Raw genomic sequence first — 13144 nt, 5'->3', positions numbered from 1 at the left:
TATAGTATCCGCACCTTTTATAGTTTTTTCTAAAAACTAAATCAAATAAATTTATTTCACAAAAAAATTGATGTATGAAAGTACTCAAATTTGGAGGGTCTTCTGTAAAAAACGCAGAGGCAATCACTCAGACTATTAATATAATTAAAGAATATGCCGATCAACAAGACATCTATGTAGTGATTTCTGCATTAGGTGGCGTAACAGATCTTCTCCTACGTGCAGGCTATCTGGCAGAGGCTAATGACTCAGCCTATAAAAAAATTATAAACCAACTTGAAACGCTGCATTTTGACATCATAAAAAAACTGATTCCGGTGACAAATCAGAGCGGAATTATAAGTCAGTTAAAGATTCATTTTAATGCAATCGAATCCTTGTGTGAAGGTGTATTTCTCTTGAACGAGCTTTCACCAAGAACCTTATCACTAGTTACGGGTTATGGAGAAATTTTATCATCTCATATACTTTATGAAGTTCTCAAAAATGCCGGAGCAAGCGTTAGTCTCAAAAATTCACGAGATTTTATCATTTGTGATGCAGAAAAATCCGTGTCCGTAATTTATCCGGTTACCTACAAGAAATTACTGGCTTATGAGCAAGAACGAATAGAAAACATCGCTCTTTTTCCAGGATTTATTGCCAATACGATAACAGGTCACCCCACCACCCTAGGTCGTGGAGGTTCTGATTATACGGCTGCTATACTTGCAGCTTCCCTCAACGCTGATGAGCTTCTGATATGGACTGATGTTAGTGGTATGTTCTCAGCCAATCCACGTATTGTGAAACAAGCAAAAGCCATTCCACATATTACGTATCAAGAAGCTATGGAGCTTTCGCATTTTGGTGCCAAGGTGATCTACCCTCCTACGATCCAGCCGGTACTAGAAAAGAAAATTCCAATCAGAATAAAAAACACCTTCCACCCGGAAGCAAAAGGTACTCTAATTACTGAAAACGTAAACGGGCACACCTATCCTGTCACGGGAATAACGCATATAGATCACATTACTATAGTCTCGGTAGAAGGTAGTGGTATGGTCGGTATTCCGGGGTTTTCTAAGCGCTTGTTCGAAAAATTATACCAAGAAAATGTCAATGTGGTTTTGATCACCCAAGCCTCCTCAGAGCATTCGATTTGTTTAGCAATCCATGAAGATGATGCGGGAAAAGCAAAAAAAGCATTGGATGAAGTTTTTGAATTCGAAATTGAAAAGAAAATTCTCAAACCCACTCTGGTAGAAAAGGATCTGGCCATTGTAGCATTGGTCGGAGATAATATGTACAAACATCAAGGGCTAAGTGGTAAGATGTTTAGTACGTTGGGCAAGAATAATGTAAACATACGCGCCATCGCACAAGGAGCTTCAGAAAAAAACATATCGGTGGTCATTGAAAGAAATGATGTCAAAAAAGCTTTGAACACCTTACACGAGCGTTTCTTTGAGGTAAAAACCAAACAGCTCAACCTTTTCGTTACAGGTGTTGGTAATGTAGGTGCTAAATTATTAGGTCAGTTAGAAAAACAAAAAGAATACCTCAAGAAAGAACTCCATTTAAAATTAAAGATTGTAGGAATTTCAAACTCCAGGACAATGTGTTTTGATGAGCATGGAATTTCAATAGAAACTTGGAAAGAACATTTAGCTGCAGGGGTTCCGGCAAATCCGAATAAATTCTTTGAAACTGCCAAACATCTTAATCTTCGTAACTCCATATTTATTGATAATACAGCGGATCCGGACATTGCATCCATGTATCCCCAGTATCTTAATCAAAGTATATCGGTGGTTACCTGTAATAAAATAGCCTGTTCTGCTTCTTTAAAACAGTATAAAGACCTCAAAGGTATCGCCAAAAAATATAACGCTTCGTTTTTATATGAGACGAATGTGGGAGCAGGTTTACCAATTATTGATACGCTAAATAATTTGATTGCTTCGGGAGATAGGGTTCACAAAATACAAGCAGTACTTTCTGGGAGCCTCAACTTTGTCTTCAATAATTACAATGGAGAAACACCCTTTCACGCAATTGTAAAACGTGCTCAGGCAGAAGGTTTTACTGAACCGGATCCAAAAATCGATCTTAGTGGTATTGATGTAGCGAGAAAAATATTGATTCTGGCCAGAGAAAGTGGTTTAGAGCTGGAGTTAGAAGATATCATCAATGATTCTTTTTTACCTCAAAACTGTTTAGACAGTGAAACCGTTGATGCATTTTACTCATGTCTAAAACTAGAAGAACACCATTTCAAAAATAAGCTTGACCATGCAAAGGCTGCTAATTGCAAGTTAAAATATGTTGCGCAATTGGATAACGGACAAGCAAAAGTTGGATTACAGGAAATTCCTGTAAACCATGATTTTTACAATCTTGAAGGTAGCGACAACATCGTTTTGTTCTATACTGATCGCTATCCCGAGAATCCATTACTTGTCAAAGGTGCCGGCGCAGGCGCTGCAGTGACAGCATCAGGAATCTTTGCCGATATCATTAGAATTGGTAGAATTTAATTTGGACGATTATGAAAAAAATCAAAATTTTTAGTCCTGGAACCATTGCTAATTTATCTTGTGGATTTGATGTTATTGGATGTTGTTTAGACACTATCGGTGATGAGATGACCATTACCATAGAACCGGGTACTGGTGTTTTTATCACAAAAATAGAAGGTGCTGATTTACCCAAAGAAGCACACCTCAATGTTGCCGGAGTGGCAGTACAAGCACTTCTAGACGAATTAGATCAGGATATACAAGTGACAATAACAATTCTCAAAAACATTAAAGCAGGTAGTGGTATTGGTAGTAGTGCAGCGAGTAGCGCCGGAGCTGTTTGGGCAGTTAATGAACTTCTGAACAAGCCATTTGCTCCGCATGATTTAATTAGGTTTGCTATGCAGGGAGAAAAACTAGCTAGTGGTAATGCTCATGCTGATAATGTAGCCCCTGCACTTTTGGGAGGATTTACATTGATACGAAGCTATACTCCACTTGACATCGTCAAGCTACCATATCCTGAAGATTTAATGGCTATTGTGGTACATCCGCAAATCGAAGTAAAAACATCAGATGCACGCGCTGTTTTAAAACAAAACGTGACCCTTACAGACGCAATTACGCAATGGGGAAATGTAGGAGGTTTGGTAGCAGGACTCTGTTTAAATGATTACCAATTAATTGGTAGAAGTCTAGAAGACGTAATCATAGAACCACTTCGATCAATTCTAATACCGAAATTTGAGCAGGTTAAAAAAGCAGCTTTAGCACAAGGAGCTTTAGGATGTGGGATTTCGGGTTCTGGTCCATCTATTTTCGCATTAAGCCAAGGTATAGAAACTGCTAATGAGGTTGCTAAGGCCATGCATGAAGTGTATAAAAATGCCGAAATTGATTTTGATATCTATATTTCAAATATCAATAGTACAGGTATACGAAGAATCGATTAAGAAACAAATAATTCTCACAACTAAAAAATTACAATACATGTACTATTATAGTTTGAATAATAAGAATCACCGCGTTTCATTTGAGGAAGCAGTAGTTTCAGGAATAGCTCCGGACCGAGGACTTTATTTTCCTGAAAAAATAGAAAAATTACCAGCATCATTCTATAATGAAATAGATCAAATGAGCGCCACCCAAATTGCGTATATGGTCATTGAGCAATTCATAGGTACTAGTATTCCTAAAAATCACTTACTACAAATTTTGGACGAAGTGTTAGACTTTGATTTCCCGGTAGTACCTATTGATGAATCTATTAGCTCTCTCGAACTCTTTCATGGTCCTACCATGGCATTCAAGGACGTTGGCGCCAGATTTATGGCTAAATGTTTGGAGTATTTTAATAAAAATAACGGACGTAAAACGACGGTGCTCGTAGCAACTTCAGGGGATACGGGTGGTGCAGTAGCTAATGGTTTTTTCAAGACAGATAACGTAGAGGTAATTATTTTATACCCACAAAACAAAGTGAGTGATGTACAAGAGAAGCAACTAACTACTCTAGGGCATAATATCACTGCGTTAGAAGTACAAGGTACTTTTGATGATTGTCAAGAAATGGTCAAAACCGCATTTTTGGATGAAGAACTAAAATCTAAACGTAATCTAACCTCTGCTAATTCTATCAACATAGCCCGTTGGTTACCACAAACCTTTTATTATTTCATAGCTTACAAACAGTTAAAGTCCTTCAACAAGGAACTGGTATTTTCAGTTCCAAGTGGCAACTTTGGAAACATTTGTGCAGGAATTGTAGCAAAAAAATTAGGTTTGCCCATTCGTCATTTTGTAGCCTCAACAAATAGCAACGATATTATTCCAAGATATTTGAATACAGGATTTTATAGCCCTAGACCATCTGTAGAAACACTATCTAACGCCATGGATGTAGGTAATCCCAGCAACTTTATCAGGATTCAACACTTGTTCAAAAATGATGATACAGCCTTAAAATCTGAATTCAGTTCGTATAGCTTTAACGATAAGGAGACAAATTCTGCAATTCAGGAATTGTACAAAACTGCCAACTACATTGCAGATCCTCATGGAGCTGTTGGGTATTTGGGATTGAAAAAACACGGCCTGCAACCTAATGAAATTGGAGTGTTTCTAGAAACAGCACATCCTATCAAATTCAGATCAACGGTAGAAAAGGAACTCAGTATCACGCTGCCACTACCCGATCAAATTAAAGAGATAATGCAAAAAAAGAAAAACAGTATTTTGATCAAAAACTATAAAAACTTAAAAGCCTTTCTCAGCAAATAAGAAAGGCTTTAAAAATAAGTGTTGATAAGCTTTAATTTGTATTAATTATCTGGAAAGGACTTTTAAAACATTTAAAACAATATCAGTAGTTGATGCTAAATATTTAAAATTCACAGTAGTATAAGTATCTGACGCTTGATGAACATATGGAGAGTTATCAGCATTCTTAAGCTCTGATGTTATGGTTATTGTTTCGAAGCCCAATGTCGAAAAAATACGACTTTCTGGGGTGGATACCAGTCTTTTAAAAACAGGTACCGGTGATTCCATTCGGTATAAAGATTCAAGACTAATATTTGAAGATAGCAATTCAATTGCTCTGTCTTCATCTAAATCCCAACCCATATAATCTACACGATGCATAGAATGGATATTGACCTTATCATCCTTCATCTTTTTGACAAACATACGGCATCCAATCATATTGGTTTCTTGTTGATCAAAGTAGGCTATTATAAAATTCTTACTGCGTGTTGGTAACTTTACCAACTGGGATGCCACATAATGAGTTAATGCTAAACCAGTAGCATTATGGATAGCACCCGGGGAGTCTTCTGCAGTATCATAATGCGCAGCTAAAACAACATATTCCTCTGAAGGTGTTGTTGAAGGTATTACAGCATAAACGTTTGTACCAGAGTATTGCTTCCCTTTTTTATCCTGCACATTATAGGTATTCTTTTTGGGCTTTAAATCAATTTCTTTTAATAAATCCTCTAGATAATCCACAACAATTTTGCGTTCACTTGTTTTGGATCTGCTTTCTATTTTCTTCTTACCCTTTATAGGTAAGTGTCCTGTTAGTTTTCCTACAATATCCTTTTGAACATTAATCATATCTGATTCTCTAAGTTCATATTCAGATTGCGCAAAGGAAAACTGAAAGGTGAAGATAAGTAGTAGTAAAATTCCGTTTTTACAGTTTAAATTCATTTTATTTTAAATTTGGGATCTAATTTTGCTTGCTAAAGGGCAAATTTAGTAAACATTAGATAATATTACAATGTACAATTTTTTTTTACAATTCAAAATAATCAATAACTATTCCTTTTATTATTATTTGCCATTCAAAAAAGACGCAAACATCTCTTAACTATTTATAATACAGGTAGTTCAGGCAATTGTTAAAGTTTATTTGTTTCGCCAAAAAACAATGATGAATCTAAATCATCACTGCTCGTATAGACTTATAGGAGTAGGATGCTTCAAAAAACAGCTATTAAAGTATAAAAAATGAAGAACTTACCTCCTGTATTCAAGGGAGGTAAGTTTAAGGGGAAAACAAAAAAAGTAAGGGAAAAATTGTAATTGGAATACTTCTCAAAGATACTAAGTTCAGTAGATAAATCGCTACGGTTAAACCTCAAACTTTTGCAGGAATATCGGTACTTCCCGCGATAGATAAGCCGTAAGTGAATACCAGGATTTTGGTAATTGAGAGAAATTAGATTTATTTCAAAATTCTTATTTCGAAATAAATCCTAAAAACATTTTATAAAAAAGGTAATTAGAAGTAAATTTGCAGCAGAATTTTTAACCATCATTATAAATTAACTTCTTTGGAAAATAAAAAGGCATTGCAATTAATCGATAAAATCTTAGCAGATTTAAATCGTTCAGGTATCATTACTAATACATTAATTGAGGATTTAAAGGAATTGCGTACCTATGCAATTGAGGAACAAATCCCTTTAGCAGTAAAGGTCTTGCGTTATGCGTATGAGCATATAGAAGAGAATGATAGCTTCCTTATTCCAATTCCTGAAGATGAACCTATCCAAGAAGAAGGAGATGGAGAGGATAAGGAGCAAACAGATAATACTACAGGCTCACAAGATGCGTTGGATCCTGTTGAGAGTCTTTCGTATATGGTCTCCTTATTTAAAGACTTAACAAATAAAATGAATGTGGCTGATCTTAAAGAGTATAGAGACGCACTGAACGCTTAAGACTTCAATATCTTAAACACATGTACCCTAGCTATCTTTTAGTTAGGGTTTTTTGTGTAAAAAAATCAAATTAATTTTAGTTTTTACCGTTATTCATACAAAAAGAAAAGATTAACTTTTTTTTAGATTAATTTATTAGATTTTGCTTAAAAAATAGCTGTATTTATACCTCATAAAACATGTATAAAACTTATTTTTGCACCATTGAAAAACGATCAGAAAAAGAATATGAAGAGTAATACCAGATCTGAAAAAAAGAGCAAACTACAGCTGCTTCACCAATACTATACTTATACAGGGTTTTATAAGTTTTTAGGATTGAGTATAAAGAAGGCCTTACCCCCTATCCTTCTTTTTATAGCTGCTCTTTTGTTCGTAAATTACTTTGTAATAAATGTAAACGATGTATTATTATATGTAACTGAGAATTATTCAGATTATGTGGTTTTCGCTGTATTTTTTGCTTCAGAGTCCTTTTTAGGACTTGTACCTCCAGAAATTTTTATTGCCTGGAGTGACAAAGCAACAACCCCTATACTATATCTATCTATATTGGCACTGCTCTCTTATATCGGTGGTATCATTTCTTATTTCATTGGTAAATCAATTACCAAAATTCCGGCTATGCATGATTATTTAGAAATAAAGATGGCTAAACACATTAAAAACACTCGTAAATGGGGTGGCTTTTTAATTATTGTTGGTGCTTTACTTCCTATCCCTTTTTCAATGACAAGTATCGCTGCTGGAATGATTAAGTATTCCTTTATCGGGTATTTACTCTTTGGTTTACTTCGTTTTGTACGATTTTATCTCTACGCAATTGCAATTTTTAGTCTCCTTTAAAAAAATTACAAATACATGATCAGCACGTTCAAAATTGTTAGTTACCTTGAGGGAATTTCATTTCTACTGATTCTTTTTGTTACCATGCCACTTAAATATTTAATGGACATGCCAGAAGCTAACAAAACTGTGGGTATGGCACATGGTATCCTCTTTGTAGCCTATGTAGCTCTGGCAGTTTTAGTAAAATCAGATAAAAACTGGAATGGTAAAACTTTAGGAATTGTTCTTATTTGTTCGCTAATTCCCTTCGGAACTTTTTGGATGGATAAAAAGTATTTATAAGCTTTAGTGGTACCTTTTACTTTTGACGTACGTTTCTTTTTATTCGGGATACTCAATTCTCAAATGATAGATATTTGTTAATTTTCGTTTAAAAACCTTTTTAACCTGTTGTATTTCTTTAAAGGTTATATTAGAATTTAAAAATTGACCCTCGGCCATTTGCTTATTGATAATTTTTTCGACAAAAGTATCGATTAAACTACTGGTAGGATTTTTTAAACTCTTTGAAGCTGCTTCGACACTATCACTCATCATTAAGATGGCAGTTTCTTTAGAAAAAGGCTTAGGTCCCGGATATTGAAAATCCTGAATCAAAACATTGTCGTTTACTTCTTTTTCTTTACTATAGAAATAATAAACCGTACTCGTACCGTGATGCGTTCGAATAAAATCAATAATTCGATCGGGTAATTTATTTCGCTTTGCAATTTCTACCCCTCTAATTACATGGTCTATAATAATTTTGGCACTTTCTTTTGCAGATAATACATCATGCGCATTTCCGGAAGCCGATTGATTCTCTGTGAAAAATGTTGGATTTGCCATTTTCCCAATATCATGATATAAAGCTCCTACCCTAACCAACATAGAGTTCGCACCAATTTCATTAGCAGCAGCTTCCGCTATATTAGCTACATTTAAGGAATGATGAAAAGTGCCCGGTGCCTTATCAGAAAGCTCTTTTAGTAATTTAGAATTGGTATCACTGAGTTCTAATAATGAAACATCAGAAACTAATCCGAATATTTTCTCATAAGCATAAATAAGAGGATGTACCATAAGTGTGGCCAATCCACCAAGAACAAAGAACAGAACTGTAGTCCAATCAATTGTGTTTACGTTACCTTCATGAATCAGATGAAACGCAATATACGCTAAGATATAGTTCGTCGTAATTTGTCCAACTGACAAAAATAAATTAGCCCGTCTAAAAGATTCGGAGATCGTCAGAATAGTCACGATACCTGCAATAATCTGCAAAAAAGTATACTCATAACTATTAGGAACCACAAAACCCAGGATCAAAACAGTAATAACATGCGTAAACAGACCTACTCTAGAATCAAAAAATGCTTTTAAAACTAATGGCAATATACTTAGCGGTACAATATAAATGTAATTAGCTTTATATTTTACAACCAGAGTTGTTACAATAACCATTACAAGCACATTAAATATAATAAATGTTACTTGCGCATTATTATCAAAAATATCTTTCCTGTACTTTCTCAAAAATAATAGAAGCATCAACAACGCAAGAGAAACTAAGACACTATAGCCGACAACAATCCAGTAAAAATTTTTATCACTCCAGACTTGAGATTCATATTCGGATTTGAGCGATATCAACATTTGTAGTTTGATACCCTCGACCACTTCGCCTTTGGCAATTATCCTACTATTTTTGGATACACTACCCCGGGTAGTAAGTACTTTATCTATCTCATTTTGTAAGCTACTTTCTGTTAATTCTCTGTTCAGTCGAACATTTGGGCTAACTAAATCATAGAACAACGCTATAAATCCATTTTTGAATTTTGCGTATTCACTATTGTCTATTCTAGAGTTTATCAAACTCGTAAGTTGGTCCGATGTAAGTAATTGTCCGTAAGAAACCGCCTCCGCCTGATTACCTTTATTTAAATATATCTGTCTTTTTTCATCGTATGCATAACGCTCTTCTAAAACACCGTAACGATAGATATCATTTAGTAAGACACGTCCAAAAAGTCTAGCCTGATCCCCAGAACTACTTAAATCCAATACCTTAAGGTTGGAAGCAAAAGTCTCTGAAAATGCCTGTTTAGCTCTATTAGCAATTACGGTATCATACTCAAAGTACGGAATGCTATTCTCTGCGATTTTTGCCTTATCAGCGGCTACTTCTTCAGGCGTTTTTGCTATAGCAAAATCAAAAGGCGCATATAAGTTATCGTATTGCCAGGGCTTTCCTTTGGTGAATTCGTACTTAAACACGCCTCCTTTAGGAAATATGTATACGATTAAAAAAGAAGCACAGATAAATAATAGCGCTTTATAAATGTATGACTGATTTTTATAAAGCTGATTCAAAAAATTTTTCACTAGAGCGGATTCATTTATTTAATCAAAAGTACTAAAAATTATGAGAGTACTGATAGCATGAGACTGTTGGTAACTTCCTTATGCAAATCCTACAAAAATCCTTAAATTCGCAAAATAACAATACACACATTTTAAAATCTATATAATGAGTAAAGAAGTTGTAATAGTATCGGCTGCACGTACGCCGATTGGAAGTTTTATGGGAAGCCTGTCGACAGTACCTGCTGTTCAATTAGGTGCTACTGCAATCAAAGGTGCTTTGGACAAAATTAATCTTAAACCTGAAATGGTACAGGAAGTTATCATGGGTAATGTTGTACAAGCTGGTAATGGTCAAGCTCCTGCAAGACAAGCCGCCATTGCTGCCGGTATTGGATTTGAAGTTCCTTGTACTACCATTAACAAAGTTTGTGCAAGTGGTATGAAAGCGGTGATGCAAGCTGCACAATCTATTGCGCTGGGTGATGCAGATATTGTTGTAGCGGGTGGTATGGAGAACATGAGCTTGATTCCTCATTATGTACGCTTGAGAAATGGACATAAATTCGGCCCTCAAACACTGGAAGATGGCATGCAAAAAGATGGTTTAGTTGATGCATATGATCATAATGCAATGGGAGTTTGTGCAGATTTATGCGCTAAGGAATATGAATTTTCCAGAGAGGATCAGGATGCTTTTGCTATTGAATCTTATAAGCGTTCTGCAAAGGCTTGGGACGAAGGTAAATTTGATAATGAAGTAGTTCCTGTAGCAGTTCCGCAACGAAGAGGAGAGCCTGTAATGGTGTCGCAAGATGAAGAATTTAAGAATGTGAAAATGGATAAGATCCCATCTTTACGTCCGGCTTTTTCTAAAGATGGTACGGTAACTGCTGCCAATGCTTCGACAATAAATGATGGTGCCGGTGCAGTAATAGTAATGAGTGCCGACAAAGCAAATGAGCTAGGGTTAACACCACTAGTGAAAATTAAATCATATGCTGATGCAGCGCATGAGCCGGTTTGGTTTACTACTGCACCTTCAAAAGCTTTACCTAAAGCTATATCTAAAGCAGGGATTTCATTAGATGAAGTGGATTACTTCGAGTTTAATGAAGCATTTTCTGTTGTAGGTCTTGCCAATATGAAAATTCTTGGATTAAACTGTGAAAATACTAATGTAAATGGTGGAGCTGTTTCTTTAGGACACCCTCTGGGATGTTCGGGTGTTAGAATTTTAATCACCTTAATGAATGTTTTAGATCAAAACAATGGTAAAATTGGTGCCGCTGCAATTTGCAACGGTGGTGGTGGTGCTTCTGCAATGGTTATTGAGCGCATGTAGCAAAATCATAAGATTAATTAACTTATAACATTTACATGCAATACGGTATTTGCAATCTTAGCATTGTTCCTCTGCGTTTTGAGCCTAGAGATCCAAGTGAAATGGTTTCTCAGGTTTTTTATGGCGAGCATTTCAAAGTTTTGGAACAACGAAAAAAATGGAGTCGCATTAGACTAGCTTTCGATAAGTATGAAGGTTGGATAGATAATAAGCAATATCTGGAAATTGATGAAGCTACCTATAAAGATATAGCGGACAAACCAGTAAGTTTGGTTGGCGATATGGTTGAATTTGTAAGTACTGAAAACAAACAACTCTTACCAATTCCATTTGGTTCATCTTTAGTAGCTTTAGACGTTTTCAGACACAGCTATGATGGTATTCGTATTGAAAAAACAGGTGCAAAAAGTAAACTGGTAGAAACTGCCTATTTATTTCTTAACGCACCGTATTTGTGGGGTGGTAAAACTATATTTGGAATTGATTGTAGTGGTTTCACGCAAATGGTTTATAAATTAAATGGCTATAAACTACTTAGAGATGCCTCTCAACAAGCCACTCAAGGTGAAGCTTTAAGCTTTATTGAGGAAAGTGAACCCGGAGATTTAGCTTTTTTTGATAATGATGAGGGTGCCATAACACATGTGGGCATTATTATGCAAGATAATTATATAATCCATGCACACGGTCATGTGCGGGTAGATCGTCTGGATCATACCGGAATCTTCAATACTGAAAAACGCACACACACCCATAAACTGAGAGTAATAAAACGTATTATTTGATTTTATAAGCTAGTATATAAAAAGCCGTATGAAACTAATTCATACGGCTTTTTAATTAATAATTTTTTGTCTAAATTTCTTTTAGCTGCCTGATCATTTGACTGGTAAAACCCCACTCATTATCATACCAAATCATAAGTTTTACCAAATCTCCATCGACAACTCTTGTCATGGATGCATCCACAACAGATGCGTACGTGTTTTGTTTAATGTCTGAAGAAACTATAGGTTCGTACGTGATATCCAGCACTTCTGCATAGCGATCAGTGATAGCTTCTTCCTGTAAAATTTTATTTATTTCTTCCGGACTGGTATTACGTGCTGCAATAAATGTAACATCACTTACAGATCCAACAGGAACAGGTGTTCGTATAGCGACCCCATCAAACTTACCTTCAAACTCTGGCAACACTTTTGTCGTGGCAATTGCCGCACCGGTCGAAGTCGGTGTTAGATTGATTGCTCCTGCTCTACCCATACGTGGATTTTTCTTTGATGAACCATCAACCAATGATTGGGACGCTGTGTAGGCGTGGATTGTATTCAAAATGGCTTTTTGAATTCCAATTCTTCTTCCTAAAATCTCAACTACGGGACTTATATTATTGGTGGTGCAACTGGCACAGGAAAAAATCGCAGTTTTTCCTTCTTTGGTATTCACACCGTGAACAACCATCGGAGTATCTTTACTCTTGGTGGGTCCAGAAATAATAACATTTGTGGCTCCGGCATATATGTGTTTTTCGGCGTCCTCTCTTTTTGTAAAAAAACCGGTACTTTCAATCACAATGTCGACGGCATTTTCTTTCCAAGGAAGTTGTGCTGGATCTTTTTCATTGAAAAAATGAATTAAATGCTCACCGACTTTCAGCTTATCGTTGGCTACACTTACCTCTTTATCATAAATACCATACACGCTATCATATTTGAGTAAGTAGCTAGCAGATTCAATTGGCATAAGGTCATTAACAGCAACAATCTCGTAATCAGGATCCTCCATTAATATTTTGAGAGCAGCTCTTCCTATTCTTCCAAATCCATTTATCGCAATTCTTTTCATAGTAATCATTTTAATTATATTATGTATAT

The 13144-nt window shown here is 35.7% G+C and carries 11 protein-coding genes; 8 read left to right on the top strand and 3 right to left on the bottom strand.

Annotated features, from left to right (window positions below; translation table 11 throughout):
- Positions 1 to 74: 74 nt before the first annotated feature.
- Genes thrA through thrC form a run of 3 tightly spaced genes read left to right on the top strand, consistent with a single transcriptional unit; the run spans position 75 to position 4781 of the window.
- Positions 75 to 2519, top strand: a complete 2445-nt coding sequence (gene thrA, locus BD809_RS06670; protein WP_148782191.1) for a bifunctional aspartate kinase/homoserine dehydrogenase I — start codon at positions 75 to 77, stop codon at positions 2517 to 2519.
- 11 nt (positions 2520 to 2530) lie between these two features.
- Complete coding sequence (locus BD809_RS06665) at positions 2531 to 3454, top strand: homoserine kinase (RefSeq protein WP_148782190.1); 924 nt, start codon at positions 2531 to 2533, stop codon at positions 3452 to 3454.
- A gap of 37 nt (positions 3455 to 3491) precedes the next feature.
- A complete protein-coding gene (gene thrC, locus BD809_RS06660) occupies positions 3492 to 4781 on the top strand; it encodes a threonine synthase (RefSeq protein WP_148782189.1) in 1290 nt (429 codons plus the stop codon).
- Positions 4782 to 4826: 45 nt separating this feature from the next.
- Here thrC and BD809_RS06655 read toward each other — a convergent pair whose 3' ends face one another.
- A complete protein-coding gene (locus tag BD809_RS06655; RefSeq protein WP_148782188.1) occupies positions 4827 to 5714 on the bottom strand; it encodes a M28 family metallopeptidase in 888 nt (295 codons plus the stop codon).
- Between the two features lie 626 nt (positions 5715 to 6340).
- Between BD809_RS06655 and BD809_RS06650 the strand changes: the two genes are divergently transcribed.
- The 3 genes from BD809_RS06650 (at position 6341) to BD809_RS06640 (ending at position 7861) form a co-directional block, all read left to right on the top strand.
- The gene (locus BD809_RS06650; protein WP_148782187.1) at positions 6341 to 6730 is read left to right on the top strand and encodes a hypothetical protein; all 390 of its coding nucleotides are present in this window, start codon (positions 6341 to 6343) and stop codon (positions 6728 to 6730) included.
- Between the two features lie 228 nt (positions 6731 to 6958).
- Complete coding sequence (locus BD809_RS06645; protein ID WP_148782306.1) at positions 6959 to 7576, top strand: YqaA family protein; 618 nt, start codon at positions 6959 to 6961, stop codon at positions 7574 to 7576.
- Between the two features lie 15 nt (positions 7577 to 7591).
- Positions 7592 to 7861, top strand: a complete 270-nt coding sequence (locus BD809_RS06640; protein ID WP_148782186.1) for a DUF3817 domain-containing protein — start codon at positions 7592 to 7594, stop codon at positions 7859 to 7861.
- 39 nt (positions 7862 to 7900) lie between these two features.
- Here the strand turns inward: BD809_RS06640 and BD809_RS06635 are convergent, their stop codons facing one another.
- Positions 7901 to 9946 carry an HD family phosphohydrolase gene (locus BD809_RS06635; protein WP_211356698.1) on the bottom strand — a complete coding sequence of 682 codons (2046 nt, stop codon included), beginning with the start codon at positions 9944 to 9946 and terminating at the stop codon, positions 7901 to 7903.
- A gap of 145 nt (positions 9947 to 10091) precedes the next feature.
- Here BD809_RS06635 and BD809_RS06630 point away from each other — a divergent pair, with 145 nt between their 5' ends.
- On the top strand, positions 10092 to 11270 hold the full coding sequence (locus BD809_RS06630; protein WP_148782185.1) for an acetyl-CoA C-acyltransferase: 1179 nt from the start codon (positions 10092 to 10094) through the stop codon (positions 11268 to 11270).
- 35 nt (positions 11271 to 11305) lie between these two features.
- Entirely contained in the window at positions 11306 to 12055 is a 750-nt protein-coding gene (locus tag BD809_RS06625; RefSeq protein WP_148782184.1) for a C40 family peptidase, read from the top strand.
- A gap of 70 nt (positions 12056 to 12125) precedes the next feature.
- Here the strand turns inward: BD809_RS06625 and BD809_RS06620 are convergent, their stop codons facing one another.
- Positions 12126 to 13115 carry a type I glyceraldehyde-3-phosphate dehydrogenase gene (locus BD809_RS06620; protein ID WP_148782183.1) on the bottom strand — a complete coding sequence of 330 codons (990 nt, stop codon included), beginning with the start codon at positions 13113 to 13115 and terminating at the stop codon, positions 12126 to 12128.
- Positions 13116 to 13144: the final 29 nt, after the last annotated feature.

This window comes from Aquimarina intermedia, from assembly GCF_008124785.1.
GTDB classification, from domain to species: domain Bacteria; phylum Bacteroidota; class Bacteroidia; order Flavobacteriales; family Flavobacteriaceae; genus Aquimarina; species Aquimarina intermedia.
Note: the sequence above shows the minus strand (reverse complement) of the source record. Positions and strands in the feature narration are given on the sequence as shown.

Bases quoted from the DNA above. Each gene is read 5' to 3' on its own strand.
- BD809_RS06640 (WP_148782186.1), top strand. From the start codon at position 7,592: ATGATCAGCACGTTCAAAATTGTTAGTTACCTTGAGGGAATTTCATTT.
- thrC (WP_148782189.1), top strand. From the start codon at position 3,492: ATGTACTATTATAGTTTGAATAATAAGAATCACCGCGTTTCATTTGAG.
- BD809_RS06645 (WP_148782306.1), top strand. From the start codon at position 6,959: ATGAAGAGTAATACCAGATCTGAAAAAAAGAGCAAACTACAGCTGCTT.
- BD809_RS06630 (WP_148782185.1), top strand. From the start codon at position 10,092: ATGAGTAAAGAAGTTGTAATAGTATCGGCTGCACGTACGCCGATTGGA.
- BD809_RS06655 (WP_148782188.1), bottom strand. From the start codon at position 5,714: ATGAATTTAAACTGTAAAAACGGAATTTTACTACTACTTATCTTCACC.
- BD809_RS06665 (WP_148782190.1), top strand. From the start codon at position 2,531: ATGAAAAAAATCAAAATTTTTAGTCCTGGAACCATTGCTAATTTATCT.
- BD809_RS06625 (WP_148782184.1), top strand. From the start codon at position 11,306: ATGCAATACGGTATTTGCAATCTTAGCATTGTTCCTCTGCGTTTTGAG.
- thrA (WP_148782191.1), top strand. From the start codon at position 75: ATGAAAGTACTCAAATTTGGAGGGTCTTCTGTAAAAAACGCAGAGGCA.
- BD809_RS06620 (WP_148782183.1), bottom strand. From the start codon at position 13,115: ATGAAAAGAATTGCGATAAATGGATTTGGAAGAATAGGAAGAGCTGCT.